Origin of the sequence: Jiella soli, from assembly GCF_020615385.1 — a bacterium.
Taxonomy (GTDB): domain Bacteria; phylum Pseudomonadota; class Alphaproteobacteria; order Rhizobiales; family Rhizobiaceae; genus VKMB-3413.
In genome coordinates this window covers 1-15,710 of record NZ_JAJAVB010000042.1, presented here as the reverse complement: position 1 = coordinate 15,710, position 15,710 = coordinate 1, and the positions used below count along the sequence as shown (strand labels likewise).

Here is a 15,710-nt window from a genome sequence, read left to right as displayed (position 1 = left end):
CCTCGATGATCCACAATTTCGAAGGGGACGGCAGCTTCGGCCGCCGCATCCAGGAGGCCGAGTTCGACTTCCTGGCAAGTTCGACCGCCGCCCAGACCGCGCTCGCCGAGAATTATGTCGGCCTGCCGTTCTGACGGCGATAAAAGCCGGCCGACCTTCCGGAGGCTGGGCTCCCCGCGGCGAAAGCCGGAGGTCGTCCTGCAGACAAGCCCGCCGGCCGGACGCGAGCCGCCGGCCTCCTCCTGGCGGGCGGCTGTAGCTGGTGGGCCCTCGGTCAGGCAGCGTCGTCACGGGCGGGCTCGTCCCGCCTCGTCTAGCACGATGCCAGCCGCAAAGCTCGGCCGCGACGGCAGCGACGGCCCAGCCGGATCGCGGATGTGCCGGCCGGCCCGCGCTTTCGATGGCTCACCTCGCTGCCTTGGCCCTTGCCGCCTTCGCCGCCGTCAACTCTCCCCAGAGCGCCCAGACGATCGAGGCGACGGCGATCACGAGGAAGACGAGGCAGATCGGCCGCGTGAGGAGCGGCAGGAAGCTGCCGTCATAGACCACCAGGCCCGATCGCAGGTTTTGTTCGGCCATCGGCGTCAGGATATAGGCGATGATGAAGGGACCGGTCGGGATCTTCGCCTTCTGCATGAGGTAGCCGAGCACGGCGAAGGCGAGCATGACGCCGACGTCGAAGAACCGGCTGGAGACGGAAAACGCACCGATGAAGCAGAAGACGACGATCGGCGGCAGGAGATAGGCCTTGTTGACGTACATCAGCTTGGCGAGCACCGGCGTCGCCACCCACATAATCGCCAGCATGGCGAAGTTCGACGCCAGCGCGCCAGCGATGACCGTATAGGCGATCTTCGGGTTCTGCGCGAAGAGCAGCGGCCCCGGATTGAGGTTGTGGATCACCATCGCGCCGAGCAGGACCGCGGTGATCACTGAGCCGGGAATACCGAGCGTGATCAGCGGCACCAGCGCTCCGACGGTTCCGGCATTGTTGGCCGTTTCCGCCGCGATCACGCCTTCCTCCGCGCCGTGGCCGAAGCGTTCGGGCGTCCGCGACAGCGCCTTGGCGACGGAATAGGCGGCGATCGAGGCCGTCGTGCCGCCGACGCCGGGAAGGATGCCGATCCACGTCCCGATGAGCGAGGAGCGGATATAGGTGCCGATGTAGCCCGTCAGGTCGCGCAGCTTCAGGGAGACCCAGGCCGTTCCACCCTGGCGCACGGCTCGCTGGTCCAGCGTCTCGCAGTCCAGCAGCACCTGGCTGAGAACGAGAGCGCCGAGGATCACCGGCAAAAGCGTGAAGCCGGTATCGACGCTGTGCATGCCGAAGGTCAGGCGCAGCGCTCCCGAGATCGGATCGATCCCCGGCAACGAGACCATCGCGCCCAGCGCGGCGGACAGGAGGCCGCTGAGCAGACTGCCGCGCGAGACCGAGGCGATCAGGCTGAGCGCGACGACCGCCATGGCGAATATCTCGTAGGGCCCGAAGCGCACCGCGACCAGCGAAAGCGGCGGCGACAGCACCGCCAGGATCGCCCAGGCCACCATCCCGCCGAAGAACGAGGCGAGGACACCGAGGCCGAGCGCGCGGGCCGGTTCGCCGCGAACCGCCATCGGATAGCCGTCGAGCGTCGTCATGATCGCGGCTTCCGTTCCCGGCATCCGCATCAGCGTGGCGCTGATCAGGCCGCCCGTCGTCGCTCCGACATACATGGAGATGAGCAGCAGCAGGGCGTCGCCACCGTCCATGAAGTAGGTCATCGGCAGCGACAGCGAGATGACTATGGCGCCGGAAAGGCCCGGGATCGACCCGATGAAGATGCCGACCGCCGTTCCGATGAAGATCCACAGAAGCCCGCTGGTGAAGACGTGCAGGTAGACGTCAAGCATCGACCGATCCTTGCCCGATGATGAAGATGATCTCAGAGATCGACGTAGAAAAGGTGTCGGAACACGAAGTCCATGGCGACTGCCAGCACCACGGAAGCGGCGAGCATCACCAGGACCTTCCGGATCGAAAGCCGGCCGCCGAGCAGGCAGAAGCTGAGGAACAGGTACGCCGATGTCGAAACGCGGAAATCCACCAGCGATTGTGACAGGATCCAGAGATAGGCGGCGGTGAGGACGAGCATCGCCAGAGCACGTCCGTGCCGCTGCCATTGCAGCACCGGCCCATCGGAGCCGCCCGGCTTCTCGCCAAAGCGCCGTTGCCGCACCCCAATAACGAGGATCGCAGCCTTGACCGCGACCAGCGCCAGCGTCGCGATGCCGAGGGCGAACGGAAAAGCCCCGCTGCCGATCCGCTCGAAGACCGGAGAGGGCAGGGCGGCTCCACCATAGAGGCTGATCGCAGCCACCAGGGCTACGATCAGGAGAAAGATCAGTTCAGCGCCGATCTTAGACGAAGAACGCTGCATCGGATGGTCTCCGGTCTTCGCTGAGGCACGACCTGGAATGGCGGGATCTGCCTCACGATCATGCGCGAACAGTGGAGAGAGCGAAATCGCCGCCTAACGCGGTTCCGCTCTCGCTATGGTCCCGTGGGATCAGCGGCCGGACGTCTTCTTCACCACATCCACGACATCGACATAGGACTGGTAGTCCTTCTGGATCGCTTCCTTGAGCGCGGCGCCTTCCAGGACCGTCGGCTGCTCGCCGTTGTTATCGAGGTAGCCCCGCACTTCCTCGGTCTCCACCGCCGCGGCGATCGCGTCGGCCAGCATCTTGATCCGGTCCTCCGGTGTCCCCTTCGGCGCCCAGTAGCGCCGCTTCAGGCAAGCGTCGACATCGTAGCCGAGCTCCTGGGCCGTCGGCAGATCCGGGGCTTCGGCGAAGCGTTGGGAGCCGAAGGCAGCCAGCGGCTTCAGGTCGTCCTTGCCGCGGGTGAGCCAGGGTGCCGACATCAGCGCCATGTCGGCAAAGCCGCCCTTGAGCGCCGCGAACCGCTTCGACGTGCCGCCCGTCGGCACGATCGTCCACTGCGTTCCCGCCTGCGACATCAGCTGCGCCGAGGGAAAATGCGTGGCGCTGCCGATATCGTCCGCCTGCTTCAGCTTGCCAGGGTGCGCCTTGGAGTAATCGAGCAGATCCTTCAGCGAGTTGAACTGCGAGTCCTTCGGGACTGCCAGGAACGTGCAGGACTGGCTCGCCTGGACGATCGGTTCGAGATCCGACGGCTTGTATTCGACCCGTCCGATCGCGGACGCGGCGAACATCTCCTGATGGATCTGCAGGATGGTGTAGCCGTCCGGCTCCGCTTGCAGGACCTGGCGGGTGCCGACCGTGCCGGCCGCGCCGTCTGCATTCACCACGACGACAGGCACCGGCAGGATGTCATGCTTCTCGATCGCCGCCTGGACGGCGCGTGCCAGGCCGTCGCTGCCGCCGCCGGCGCTGAACGGCACGACGATCTTGATCGGCTTTTCCGGAAATTGCGCCCAGGCCGGCATCGTGGCCGCCGACAGGCCGGTGACGGCCGCAATGAGAGCCGCTGCGATTGTCTTCATGAAATCCTCCCTTGGCACGACGAGCCCCCTCCAGGGCGTCGACCGGCGCCGATAGCCTGCTTTACAAATCATCTACATGTCAACTATCTCGAGATAGAGGAATCTGTCGACGGGAAGTCGACCGTGTCAGGGAGCACCGGCTTGAATCTTAACATCGACGCCATCACGGCCTATCCGGCCTACATCCCGGTCGATCTGACCTTCGGCCCGCTGCAGTCGAAGACCGCCCTGTCCTGCGCCGTCGTCGAGATTACGACGGCCGACGGTGCCGTCGGCCACGGATTCACGGCGATCACCGACGAGGAGGTGATCGTCGGGATCGTTCGGGATCTCGTGGCGCCGAACCTTCTCGGCATGAATGCGCTCGACCGCGAACGGATCGCTGAGCGGCTCTACTGGTTGATGACCCCGCGGGGACAGACCGGTTACGCCAGCCACGTCGCGTCGGCCGTCGACCTCGCCCTGTGGGACATTCTCGGCAAGGTGACGGGCCAGCCCTGCTGGCGGCTGCTCGGCGGCGCGCGCAGCGAGGTTCCGCTCTATGTCACCTTCGGCTTCGGGTCGCTCGACCGCGACCAGCTTGGGGAGGCGGCGCGCCATCTGAAGACCGACGGCGTGACCCGGTTCAAGATGGTGGTCGGCCATCACGGCCTGCAGCGCCGTAACGAGGGCGCCGACATCCGGTCGATCCTGCGCGAGGATGTGGAGCGCGTGCGTGTGGTGCGAGAGGCGATCGGAGAAGATTGCGAACTCTATGTCGACGCCAACTGCAGCCTCGATGCGTCCTCCGCCCGCACTCTCTGCGACCGGCTCGCGGAATTCGACATCAGCTTCTTCGAGGAGCCCGTACGCGACAATGACGCGGGTCGGCTGCAGGATCTGCGCCGGCAAACCGGCATGCGCCTTGCGGCCGGACAGAACGAGGGGCACCTCTCCCGCTTCGCGACGCTCATCGACAGCGGGGCCGTCGATGTGATCCAGCCGAACGCGGTGATCTGCGGCGGCTTCACCGCGGCGTCCAAGGTTGCCGCTCTGGCCCAGGCCCGAAATGTGGAGATGGCGAATGGGGGGGCCTTTCCCTTCCACAACATGCATCTTCATGCGGGCCTCGCACATGGCGGTCTGGTCGAATGGCACCTCATCTCCGTCGAAATGTGCAAGGCGCTCTATTCCGATCTGCCGGAGCGCAGGGGATCGACCCTTGCGCTTCCCGAGACGCCAGGCCTCGGCTTCGTCGCGCGACCGGACGCCCTTCGGGACTTCGCCGCGCGCGGCGGCTCGCGCGGCGTCGGGAAGGGCTGACGCGGATGACGCGCCACCTGATTTCGGTCGATGATTTGCGGCAGGAGGCGCGGCGCCGCCTGCCGCGTTTCGCCTTCGACTTCATCGATGGCGCGGCGGGAAGCGAGGCTGGTCTACGCCGCAACAGAGCGGCATTCGAAGACGCGGTCCTTCGTCCGCGGGCCCTGGTGGACGTCGACGGCGACCTGTCGACGACGGCCGAACTGCTCGGGCGCGAATGGGCAATGCCGTTCGGCGTTGCGCCGATCGGCCTTGCCGGTCTCGCCTGGCCGGGCATGGACCGGATCTTGGCCGAGGCCGCGCAAGCCGCCGGCGCGCCGTATGCCGCGTCCACTCCGGCGACGGCGACGCTCGAATCGCTGCGGCGGGCCGCGCCGACGTCGGCGTGGTTCCAACTCTATGTCGGCCGGTCGCAGGAGATCGTCGACGACCTCCTCGCGCGGGCGGCCGATGCCGGCTACGACACGCTGATCGTCACGGTCGACGTGCCTCGACCTGGGCGTCGGCGGCGGGATCTGCGCAATCGCTTTGCTCTCCCGCTGCGGTATACGCCGGCCTTCGTTTGGGATTTGGTGACCCATCCCGCCTGGTCGATGGCGGCGGCGCACAACGGGCCGCCGCGCTTCGCAAATCTGGAGCGGTATGCCGGTGCGTCGTCCAGCGCGGCATCCTTGGCGGAATTCCAGGCGGCGCAGTCGTCCGGCCGGCTGGACTGGCGCCTGCTCACCGAAATCCGTCGGGCCTGGAAGGGCAAGCTGATCGTCAAGGGGCTTCTCGCACCTTCGGACGCTGCCAGAGCCGCAAGCGAGGGCGCCGACGCCGTCGCGGTCTCCAACCACGGTGGCCGGCAATTGGACAGCGCGCCCGCAACGCTTCAGGTTCTGCCGGCCATCCGACAAGCTGTGCCTGACGGGTTCCCGCTCCTGCTCGACGGCGGCGTGCGTAGCGGCGAGGATATAGTTAAGGCGCTGGTAGCCGGTGCGGACTACGTCCTGATGGGCCGGCCGTTCCTCTATGCGGTTGCGGCGCGGGGCAGGACCGGCGCAAGCGATCTTTTCCACCTGCTTCGGATGGAACTTCTCGATGCGATGGCGCAGATGGGATGTCGAACGTTGCAGGAACTGACCATGCGCGGAAGCGAAGAGCGGCATACGTCTTTCGGCGAGCAGGGAATCATGACGAAGCGATGAGCAGCGAGATCAACGAGATCAACGTAGCGGAAAAGCTCGGCGCGGGGGCGTCTCGATCTCGGTCGGAGGACGTGGACCTCGGCCAACTGGATGATTTCGTCGGGTTCTACCTCCGGCTCGCCTATGAAGCGTGCTTCTCGGACTTCACGCAGCGACTGGGGCCTGACTCATTGAAGCCGGGAAATTTCGCGCTTCTGTCGTTGATCTCTGCCAATCCGGGCATCACGCAGGTGGAACTCGGCCGGTCGAGCGGGCGTGACAAATCGAGCGTGACGATCGGACTGCGGCAGATGGAGGACGAGGGGCTCATCGACAGGATCCGCCTCGAGGAAGATCGCCGCGTCTATGCCAGCTACATCACGCCCGCCGGCGCTGAACTCTTCGAGCGAATCTCCGCAACCGCTGCCGAACACATGGCAGTCCTCGATGCGATCGTCGGTCCGGAACGGAAGGGGCCGTTCCTCGGTGTCCTGAAGGATATCGTCGGCGGACTTGAGAGGGCGCGCAAAGGATAGCGGCCGCGCTTCGTAATAGGTATTGGCGACGTCGCAGCTTTCAGACAACCGGAAGATGGGAGAGCCTGAATTATGCGTATTCCAACGGCAGAGACGCTGCGCCGCATTGATCCGGACCCAAACGCAGTTCGACCGATCGGGATGATCGTCCCGCCTGCCGCGGGAGAGGTTCCGCCGGAAGCCCGCGCTGTCTATCCTGGTCTCGCATTCCGGGCGGTTGGCCTCGGACTACGCGAGATGTCTCCTGCAGATTACGCTCGCGTTACGGAGATAATCGGGGACGCCGCCAAGAGGCTGGGACGAAGCGGTGCTTGCGTCGTAGGCGTGATGGGAACGTCGCTCAGCTTCTATCGCGGCGCGGCGTTCAACAGTCGCCTCGCAGAGATCGTAGCGGAACGGTCAGGATGCCCGGCCTCGACCATGAGCAGCGCGATCGTGCGCGCGTTGGAGGCGGTCTCCGCCCGGCGCCTCGCTGTCCTCACGGCCTACGAGGACGATGTGAACGAACTCCTGCGGACGTTCCTGCAGGAGTCCGGCTTCGCCGTCCAGGCGCTGCATTCGCTCCGGATCAGGGCAGTGCAGGATGTCGCGGGTGTCTCGACGGGAGCGCTGGTCGAGGCGGGGCGACGCGTTCTGGCGGCCGCGGCGCCAGCCGATGCGTTGCTGATTTCCTGCGGCGGGCTGCAGACGATCGAGACGGTCGCGGCGCTCGAGGCGGAACAACCTCTCCCTGTGGTGACCAGTGCGACCGCTGGCGTCTGGGACTTGGCGCGACTGGCCGGCATGCACGCAAGCCGCCACGGGTTCGGGAGGCTCTTTGAGATAGGGTAGGCGCACTCTTCGCTGCTCTACAGGATGGCGCAGATCGACAATGGCCGCCTTCGAAATTGCACCTCATTGAAGGACGTTACCCCTCCGAGGATCGCGGTTCATAGCCGGCGGACCAGTTGGGAGGAAGCGTCAGAAAAAAAGCATCTAGACTTACTAAGCGATTTTCGTTGGGCTCGTCGGCGAGAATGACCTCGATCAGATTCTTTTTCCGACTTTCCGACTTCTGAGAGAGATGGATCAGGACCCTTTGGAGCGTCCTGATTCCGAATTTTATCTGCGCGAGATACGAACCGATCCGAAACGCAGCCGATGCTGGATCTAGAACAAAACATGGATTGCGATCGGGTGGACACGATCTCGAGCATTGTGACCGGGCCGCCGGGCTCTCGTCCTTGCAGGCGGTGTCCGCGCAGAAGGCATGCACGGGCAGCATATATCGCCCTTCAATGTTGGAGACTGCTTGCTTGCGGCGACCGAGAAAGCGGGGCTGAAACGTCGGCGGCGAGCCGCGATCGGAGCTGAACTTCTCGTCATTGCAACGCCCGAATTTTTCGTTCGCGACCGCGATATCGACACCAAGTCAAAGGCGGCAGCAACGCCGACGGATGTGGGCGGGCTCCTCGTGGACGGGGTGAAGGAGCGTCTGAGCCCGGACCTGCGGATCCAGTTGGCCGCCGCCGAGATCAAGTTCTGGGAAACACCCGACTTCAGCCAAGTCCGGAAAGTTCGCTGCGCAGGTCGGCGAGGACCGTAGGGCCGGGCGCCTCGATGAAGTCGCCGTTCGAGTGGGTCGGCAGCATCGTGCCGACGAGGGCCGTCTGCGAGCGCGAGAAGAGAGCCTCCGCCCCGGCCGACACGCCGGACGCCATCATGGCGACCAGACCGAGGCCGGCGAGAACCAGCATCGGCAGGAGCAGGAAGACGAAGAGCTTCAGAAGCGGAAACGGCGCGCCGAACTCAGAATAATGACTCGCCGGTCCGCCCATGCGTTTCGTCGTCCATTCCCATGTAGGCCCCGCCGCCGGCGCATCGTATCGGCAACTGAATCCACCGGCCGCCGCGCCGCTGGCGCTAGGAGTCTCGATCCTCCCGCGCCCGCAGGTTTCGGAATAGCTCTCCAAGGCGACGGAATGGCCCGACTACTCCTCCGCTCTCCTCTTGCACAGCCCGTCTTCCTTCGGGCCATGTTCGACACGGAGGCGCAACCGACCGAGAGCTCCGCCGGCATTTGGAACTTGGCCTGGCAGCGCCTCGGTGCGTCTGCCATCCCGGGCGATTCCCCTTGCGAAAGGGCGAATTTCCGTTGCCGAACAGTCTATCGGCCGGCGTTCTGCCGGCCCTCATACGAACATTGCGAAACCACAACCTGCCGGCCCGGAAACGGCAATGTACGGGTCTTATCTTTACTGGCGAGCGGAAAGGCCGCTCCGGAAAAAGGAGATGATCATGTACAGCTTCAAGAAGACAGTGGCCCCCTTCCTCGCTGCAGGCGCCATTCTCGGTCTGGCGTCGGCTCCGGCATTCGCCGGCGCTTACGGTCACATCACCACGATGCAGTCTTCGCCGTCGACTTACGGGTACAGCGACGAGGCACCGACGAACCAGCGCCGCTGCGAGAGCGTCGAGCAGCATTATGCGCATTTCCCCAAGGCCGGCTCGATGGCCCGCGAAGGCGGCACGCTCGTTCCCGGCGACGGCAACCTCGCCAGCGAAAAGGCTGCGCAGCTCGATCTCGCGATCGCCTCGGGTCCCGTCTGTGGATGAGGCTGGAAACCTCCAGACCGGCCATTTGCCGGTTCGAAAAGACTGCGCCGGGCTGTCTGCGCCCGGCGCAGATACGTCTGCGAGGGCGGTAAGCGTGCGGCCGAAAGCGATCGGACAGGTTTCCGGCGCTAGGCCGGACTCGGGAGGATCCCAGCGGTGGCCGATCGCCGGATTGCCCGTCGAGGCATGAGTGGCGTCCGACCGAAGGGTCTCATTCGCGGTTCAACATCCATCGGGGACGGTGCTCCGTGAGGATTTCCTGTTTTGGAGCGAAGCCTGGGAGCCATGCACGGCCTCTTTCGGCAGTGGCCGCAAATCCAATGGCTCTGGATCAGCGTGCGGACGTGGCCAGTAAGGCGACCCCGCCGGTCGCTCCCTCGCAAGGGCCGGACTACGGCGCCAGCCTGACGGTCGTGGTGCCGACACTCAACGAACGCGCCAACGTCCTGGCGCTGGTCGAGCGGTTGCACCTGGCTCTCGACGGGATCGACTGGGAAGCCGTCTTCGTCGACGACGATTCCGGCGACGGAACGCGCGAGGTGCTGCGTCAGGTGGCTCGGCGCGATCGCCGGGTCCGCTGCATCCGCCGCCTCCATCGGCGCGGCCTTGCCGGCGCCTGCATCGAAGGCATCCTCTCGAGCTCGGCGCCGATCGTTGCGGTCATGGATGCGGACCTGCAGCATGACGAAACGCTGCTTCCGGCCATCTTTGCGGTTCTCGAAGCGGACGAGGCGGATCTCGTCGTGGCCAGCCGCTACGCCGGCGGCTCCGCCGACGCGTCCGGGGGGCTGACCACCGGGCGCCTCTGGGGAAGTCTTCTGGCGACGAGGATCGCCGGTCTCATCATGAAGACGCCGCTCAGTGATCCAATGAGCGGCTTCTTCATGATCCGCCGCGAGATCGTGGAGTCCCTCGCGCCGAAACTCTCCGAGCACGGCTTCAAGATCCTCTTCGACATCGTCGCGTCGTCGCCAGAACCGCTGCGGGTGCGCGAAGTCCCATACGCGTTCCGGCCGCGTCTCGCCGGCGAGAGCAAGCTCGACGGCAACGTCGTCCTCGACTATCTCGGCCTCCTCGTCGCCAAGCTGTCCGGCGGGGTGATATCGCCGCGTCTCCTCGGCTTCGGCCTCGTCGGATCGGCCGGTGTCGCAGTTCACCTGACCATCCTGCGCATGGCGATCGTGTCCGGCATTCCCTTCCTCGGCGGACAGGCGGCCGCGATGACGACCGCCATGGTATTCAACTACACGCTGAACAACGCCTTCACCTTCCGCGACCGGCGCCGGCGCGGCTGGCGATTTCTCACCGGCCTTGCCGCCTTCTGCGGTCTCTGCAGCGTGGGCCTCGCAGGAGCGGCCTTGGGAGCGGTGTGGAACTATGTCACGAACCCGGCCATCACCTGGCGCGCCAGCTAGCGCGAACTTCGCGCTCGCGGAGCCCGATCTGGCCTTTGCCGCGGCCGTTGTTTTGGCGCTCGTCCTCTTCCGCCTGTGCGTGGCGGGTCTCGTCGATGTGGTGCCGGACGAGGCCTATTACTGGCTCTGGTCGCGCTCCCTCTCGACCGGCTATTACGACCACCCGCCGATGATCGCCTGGTGGATCCGCGCAGGCACGGCTCTGCTGGGAGCGACCAGCATCGGGATCCGGGTCGTGCCCGTCTTCTCCGGTCTCGTCGTCTCGGCCGCCGTGTACGGGATCTGCCGGGATCTGCGGCTCGACCGCCGGATCGCCGCGATGGCGGCGCTGTGGACGAACGCCACGTTTCTCATCGCCGGTGCCATGCTTCTGGCAACGCCGGACGCGCCATCGGTGATGTTCTGGTCTCTCGCGGTCTGGGGGCTGGCGAGGCTGCGCCGGACCGCAGTGGGGGCATGGTGGCTCGGTATCGGCGCCGTCGCCGGGCTCGGCTGCGTGGCGAAATACTCGAACCTCTTCCTCGGCCTCGGCATCGTCCTCTGGGTCTTCGCCGATCCGAAGGCGCGAGGCTGGCTCCGCTCGCCGTGGCCCTATCTCGGCGGCGTGATCGCGCTTGCGGTCTTCCTGCCGGTGATCATCTGGAACGCGCAGCACGACTGGGTGTCCTTCGCCAAGCAGTTCGGCCGCATCACCGACGGTCATCTGACGCTTCGCTATCTCGGCGAATTCGTCGGGGGTCAGTTCGCGCTCCTCAATCCGCTCGTTGCGATCTTCGCCGGCCTCGCCGTCTTCCGTCTGCGGCGAACGGACGTCCTCGGCGGGATCTCGCCGGCCGGCTTCCTCATGGTCCTTTCGGCTCCGCTCGCTCTCTACATGCTGGTGCATGCCTTCCACGACCGGGTCCAGGGGAATTGGCCGGCGCCGATCTATCCGGCCCTTGCGATCCTGGCGGCCATGGCCGCCGGCAACCCCACGAACGGAGGGCGCCTGCGCGGGCTGGCCCGCTGGGTGCTGCCGGTCGGTTTGGGGCTCCAGGTCGTGGGCCTCGGCTATGTCGCGGTCGCAGGGCCGGCCGGTCTGCCGTTCCGCACCCCGCTGGACCAGGTCGCCGGGTGGGACGGCCTGACCCGCACGCTCGACGATATGCGGGAAGACAGCAGCGGCGGCTGGATCGCCACGGTGGATTACGGACTGACCGGCGAACTCGCCCTTCACGCCGAAGACCCGGATCATGTGCAGGAAGTGATCGACCGGGACCGCTATTCCTTCGAGCGGCCAAATCCGGCGCTCGCGCGGCAGCCTGCACTCCTCGTCCTGCGGGGACGCGATCCCGAGACCTCCCGCTTCGCCGGTTGCTTTCAGTCCGTCGAGCCGCTTGGCTGGGTCGCCCGCACCGCCGGTTCCCGCGTCGCCGAGCGCTACAAGGTCTACCGCCCGGCGGGGCCGGCGGAAGACATCCTGTCGAAAGGCTGTACGCTGCGATGATCACGGTCCTAAGCATCTTCGGGAAGGACGGCCGCTGCGATTGTTCCGCACGTTGGAGCGCGATCCGGAGGTACCCGACGCGGCGGCAAACCGCCCCGTCCAGATCCCAAGAACGACCGCAGCGGCTCCTACAGGCAATCCCAGACGAAAGGTGAGGCGATGAAGATCCTGTTGATCGAGGACGACCGGTCGACGGCGGACTACGTGGCCGGCGGCCTCTCCGAAGACGGCCACGACCTCGATCACGCAGTCTCCGGCCCGACAGGGCTCGAACTTGCCTGCACCCGCGAATACGACGTGATGGTGATCGACCGGATGCTTCCCGGCCTCGACGGCCTGTCGGTGGTCCGAGCTCTGCGGTCCGGGGGCAAGGACACGCCGGTGATCTTCCTCACCTCGGTGAGCGGCATCGACGATCGGGTCGAGGGCTTGGAGGCGGGAGGCGACGACTATCTCGTCAAGCCCTTCGCCTTCTCCGAACTCCTCGCGCGGATCCATGCCCTCGGCCGCCGGGCACCGGGCCGCAAGGAAGAGACCGTGCTGAAGGTCGGCGACCTCGAAATGAACCTGATTGCCCGAACCGTCAGCCGTGCCGGCAAGCCCATTGAGCTGCAGCCCCGCGAATTCCGGCTTCTCGAATACATGATGCGCAACCGCGGCCGCGTGCTGACCCGCACGATGCTGCTGGAGCGGGTGTGGGACTTTCACTTCGATCCCAAGACCAATGTCGTCGAAACCCATGTGAGCCGCCTGCGGGCAAAAGTCGACAAGCCGTTCCCCACCGAGATGATCCGCACGGTGCGCAGCGCGGGATATGTGCTCAATGTTTCTGCCTGAGCAGTTCCGCTCGATCACCTTCCGCGTCGCGATGATCTACACGGTCTTCTTCGTGGGGTCCGTCGTGGCCATCCTCGGCACGACCTACCTGGCGGCGTCCTCGGAGATGGCGAGCATCCTGCGGTCGTCGATCTCCGACGACCTCGAGAGCCTCCGCAACGCCTATCGGACCGGCGGCGAGGCCATGCTTCGCCAGCACATGGACGATCTTGCGGAATCGGCCTCGGAAGACCGCTTCTTCCTGATGCGCGACAGCGAGACCAATTCGAGCGTCATCGGCAACGTGCCCGGGTCCCTGTGGTCGCCCGGATGGCAGGACTGGGTGGTGAGTGGTCCGGTCCTGAAACAGTCGACCGATCTCAGACTGGCCGCCTCGCGCAATGCCGACGGAGAGGTTCTCTTCCTCGGCCGCGGCGAACGGATCGGGCGCTACGACGTCCTGATCGGACGCAACGCGCACGTCCTCGACGAGACGCAGGAGATCATTCTCAAAGCGATGCTGTGGGGCGGCCTGGTGACGACGCTGCTTGCGCTTCTCGGCGGATTTCTGGTCAGCGTCGGGCCGACGCGCCGGGTCGACAAGATCGCTGCGACGACGCGGCAGATCGTCGAGGGACGCCTCGATCTCCGGCTGCCGGTTTCAGGCCGTGGCGACGAGTTGGACCGGCTGGCCCTCGACATCAACGCCATGCTCAGCCGGATCGAGGCATTGCTTTCGAGCCTGAAGCAGGTTTCGGCCGACATCGCTCACGACCTGCGGACGCCGCTGGCGCGATTGCGCCAGAAACTGGAGACGGCGCGACGGCAGAGGCGCGAGCCGGACGTCTATGAAGAGGTGATCGACGATGCCGTGGTCGAGGTCGATATGGCGATCGAGACCTTCAACGCATTGCTGCGGATCGCCCAGATCGAGGCGGGAACTCGGAAGGCGAAGTTCAGGCGGCTGGACCTCGCCGACGTCGCCCGCAAGGTCTGCGACGTCTACGGGGAAGTCGCCGCCGATGCGAACCATTCGCTGACCTGGCACGATCTGTCGCCCATGCCGATCGAAGGCGACGAGGAGCTTCTGACGCAGGCGCTCGCCAACCTCCTTGAGAATGCGATCAATCACGTGCCGCCTCCGGGAGCGATTGCGGTGGCGGGGAGGAGCGGCGACGGCGTAGCGATGCTCGACATCGCCGACGATGGCCCCGGCGTCCCGGAAGCCGAGCGCACGCGGATCTTCCAGCGGCTCTACAGGCTCGATCGAAGTCGCTCGACGCCGGGCAGCGGCCTCGGCCTGTCCCTCGTCGCCGCGATCGTCGAGCTGCATGGCGGCCGCGTCGAGGCGCTCGACAACGAACCCGGCCTGCGCGTCCGGCTCACGCTTCCGCAGGCGCGGCGCGGCTGAAAGGGAGGTGTGCCCTGGTGCTCCCTTCTGATCCAGACCGCCGGAGCCGCGAGCGGAGACTAATCGGATGATACGGCATTAGGTGCCACGGACCGGCGGCAGGGCGGCCATGCGACCGGTGAAGGTGCCGGCGCCTGCACGACCGGGGTGTGCCTCCGCTGGCAGTCGACGCCTAGCCACCGCTCTCCAGAAAGCTAGGACGAGTGTCGTGTTCGCGAGGCTGGCGGGCGAAGGTTCGTTCCGGCATGAAGAGGTGGTATATGCAAGAAGTGTGATATGAAAGGCGGGCGTTATGAGGGAGGGCAGCATGATCACGAGGCGGGAGGTCATCCTGGGAGCAGCAGCCTGCGGCGCGGCGAGCCTTGCCACCACGCGCCGGACGCAGGCGGCGGCACCATCGCTGCTGGAGACGCTGAGCGATGGTCACCTTGTTCTGCCGGTGGCCTTCCTTCTTCCGAAAGCGACGCCGGACGATCTTCGGGCGGTGGGACTCGAGCTGGAGACCAATACCGGATCTCTCGCCCCTGACTGCAACGTGACGCTCCACCGGAGCGATGGCAGGCTTGTTCTGTTCGATGCGGGGTCTGGTTCCAATTTCCTGCCGACGGCGGGCAAGCTGCCGGATAGCCTGGCCGCGGCGGGAATCGATCTCGCCGACGTCACCGACGTCGTCTTCACGCACGCCCACCCGGACCACATCTGGGGCGTCCTGGACGACTTCGACGAGTTATTGTTCCCCCAGGCGCGATATCATATCTCCGAAGCTGAGTGGGAATACTGGATCTCCGAGGCGGCACTTTCGGATTTGCCGGAGGAGCGGCACAGCTTCGTTGCCGGTGCCCGCAAGCGGTTCGCCGCGATCGAGGAGCGCGTCGTACGCTTCCGGTCGGGCGACGAGGTACTTCCAGGCATTGAGGCGGTCTCCGCGGCCGGACATACGCCCGGCCATACCGCCTTCGTCGTGCATGGCGAGGAGGCGGCGATGATCGTGGGCGATGCGATCTCCAACGACCCCGTTTCATTCGTTCGGCCGGACCTGCACTGGGGTGCGGATCAGGATCCGGATAAGGGCGCGGCGACGCGCGGGGCACTCCTCGACCGCCTCGCCGGGGACCGGCTGCGCTTCGTCGGCTTCCACCTGCCGGCCGGCGGCATTGGCCGCGTCGAGCGCTCCGCCAACACCTACCGTTTCGTTGCCGAGGCCTGAGGTTCTCGGCGATTGCAGGTGCGAGAATCGGACCCGACGCTCCTCGCGCAGGCCTTTGCGGCACGCTTCTTGTCGCGTTCGTGAGCGTTCTTCACAGTCGCAGTGCGGCTCTGCCTTAGCGACTTGGGAAGGGGCTGGGGACGTAATTACCCACGCCCTGGGTTCACCGTCCTTTGCGGTCAGGGGCTGACGGTTTTGAGGATGGTCTGGAAGGTGCTGGTTTCGGGATGGAGCCTCGCCGTGTCGACGACGGTGCGGATGTCGGCC

General features: G+C 65.8%; 14 protein-coding genes and 2 pseudogenes. 12 read left to right on the top strand and 4 right to left on the bottom strand.

Annotated features, from left to right (window positions below):
• A pseudogene (locus LH400_RS24270) lies at positions 1-134 on the top strand (4-hydroxybenzoate 3-monooxygenase); the annotation flags it as partial.
• 271 nt (positions 135-405) lie between these two features.
• Here LH400_RS24270 and LH400_RS24265 read toward each other — a convergent pair.
• The 3 genes from LH400_RS24265 to LH400_RS24255 all read right to left on the bottom strand — a co-directional run bounded on the left by LH400_RS24265 (position 406) and on the right by LH400_RS24255 (position 3,506).
• Entirely contained in the window at positions 406-1,890 is a 1,485-nt protein-coding gene (locus LH400_RS24265; RefSeq protein ID WP_229156050.1) for a tripartite tricarboxylate transporter permease, read from the bottom strand.
• 32 nt (positions 1,891-1,922) lie between these two features.
• Positions 1,923-2,417, bottom strand: a complete 495-nt coding sequence (locus tag LH400_RS24260; protein WP_229156049.1) for a tripartite tricarboxylate transporter TctB family protein — start codon at positions 2,415-2,417, stop codon at positions 1,923-1,925.
• Between the two features lie 129 nt (positions 2,418-2,546).
• The gene (locus LH400_RS24255; protein ID WP_229156048.1) at positions 2,547-3,506 is read right to left on the bottom strand and encodes a tripartite tricarboxylate transporter substrate binding protein; all 960 of its coding nucleotides are present in this window, start codon (positions 3,504-3,506) and stop codon (positions 2,547-2,549) included.
• A gap of 141 nt (positions 3,507-3,647) precedes the next feature.
• Between LH400_RS24255 and LH400_RS24250 the strand changes: the two genes are divergently transcribed.
• The 5 genes and pseudogenes from LH400_RS24250 to LH400_RS24230 form a co-directional block, all read left to right on the top strand.
• Complete coding sequence (locus LH400_RS24250; protein WP_229156047.1) at positions 3,648-4,808, top strand: mandelate racemase/muconate lactonizing enzyme family protein; 1,161 nt, start codon at positions 3,648-3,650, stop codon at positions 4,806-4,808.
• A 5-nt stretch (positions 4,809-4,813) separates the two neighbouring features.
• Complete coding sequence (locus tag LH400_RS24245; RefSeq protein ID WP_229156046.1) at positions 4,814-5,998, top strand: alpha-hydroxy acid oxidase; 1,185 nt, start codon at positions 4,814-4,816, stop codon at positions 5,996-5,998.
• A complete protein-coding gene (locus tag LH400_RS24240) occupies positions 5,995-6,513 on the top strand; it encodes a MarR family winged helix-turn-helix transcriptional regulator (protein WP_229156045.1) in 519 nt (172 codons plus the stop codon). Before LH400_RS24245 ends, LH400_RS24240 begins: the two co-directional genes overlap by 4 nt.
• Before the next feature lie 72 nt (positions 6,514-6,585).
• The gene (locus LH400_RS24235; RefSeq protein ID WP_370638477.1) at positions 6,586-7,344 is read left to right on the top strand and encodes an arylmalonate decarboxylase; all 759 of its coding nucleotides are present in this window, start codon (positions 6,586-6,588) and stop codon (positions 7,342-7,344) included.
• A gap of 607 nt (positions 7,345-7,951) precedes the next feature.
• A pseudogene (locus tag LH400_RS24230) lies at positions 7,952-8,062 on the top strand (MBL fold metallo-hydrolase); the annotation flags it as partial.
• Here the strand turns inward: LH400_RS24230 and LH400_RS24225 are convergent.
• Positions 8,052-8,330, bottom strand: a complete 279-nt coding sequence (locus LH400_RS24225; protein WP_229156044.1) for a hypothetical protein — start codon at positions 8,328-8,330, stop codon at positions 8,052-8,054. The pseudogene LH400_RS24230 and the gene LH400_RS24225 sit on opposite strands and share 11 nt — an antisense overlap.
• 460 nt (positions 8,331-8,790) lie before the next feature.
• Between LH400_RS24225 and LH400_RS24220 the strand changes: the two genes are divergently transcribed.
• The 6 genes from LH400_RS24220 (at position 8,791) to LH400_RS24195 (ending at position 15,443) form a co-directional block, all read left to right on the top strand.
• Positions 8,791-9,108, top strand: a complete 318-nt coding sequence (locus LH400_RS24220) for a hypothetical protein (protein WP_229156043.1) — start codon at positions 8,791-8,793, stop codon at positions 9,106-9,108.
• A gap of 320 nt (positions 9,109-9,428) precedes the next feature.
• The gene (locus tag LH400_RS24215) at positions 9,429-10,523 is read left to right on the top strand and encodes a glycosyltransferase (RefSeq protein ID WP_255618236.1); all 1,095 of its coding nucleotides are present in this window, start codon (positions 9,429-9,431) and stop codon (positions 10,521-10,523) included.
• A 52-nt stretch (positions 10,524-10,575) separates the two neighbouring features.
• Entirely contained in the window at positions 10,576-12,009 is a 1,434-nt protein-coding gene (locus LH400_RS24210; RefSeq protein WP_229156041.1) for an ArnT family glycosyltransferase, read from the top strand.
• 159 nt (positions 12,010-12,168) lie between these two features.
• Positions 12,169-12,846: a winged helix-turn-helix domain-containing protein gene (locus LH400_RS24205; protein ID WP_229156040.1), complete on the top strand. Its 678-nt coding sequence runs from the start codon at positions 12,169-12,171 to the stop codon at positions 12,844-12,846.
• On the top strand, positions 12,833-14,236 hold the full coding sequence (locus LH400_RS24200; protein ID WP_229156039.1) for a sensor histidine kinase: 1,404 nt from the start codon (positions 12,833-12,835) through the stop codon (positions 14,234-14,236). Before LH400_RS24205 ends, LH400_RS24200 begins: the two co-directional genes overlap by 14 nt.
• Before the next feature lie 307 nt (positions 14,237-14,543).
• The gene (locus LH400_RS24195) at positions 14,544-15,443 is read left to right on the top strand and encodes an MBL fold metallo-hydrolase (RefSeq protein ID WP_229156038.1); all 900 of its coding nucleotides are present in this window, start codon (positions 14,544-14,546) and stop codon (positions 15,441-15,443) included.
• Positions 15,444-15,710 lie beyond the last annotated feature (267 nt).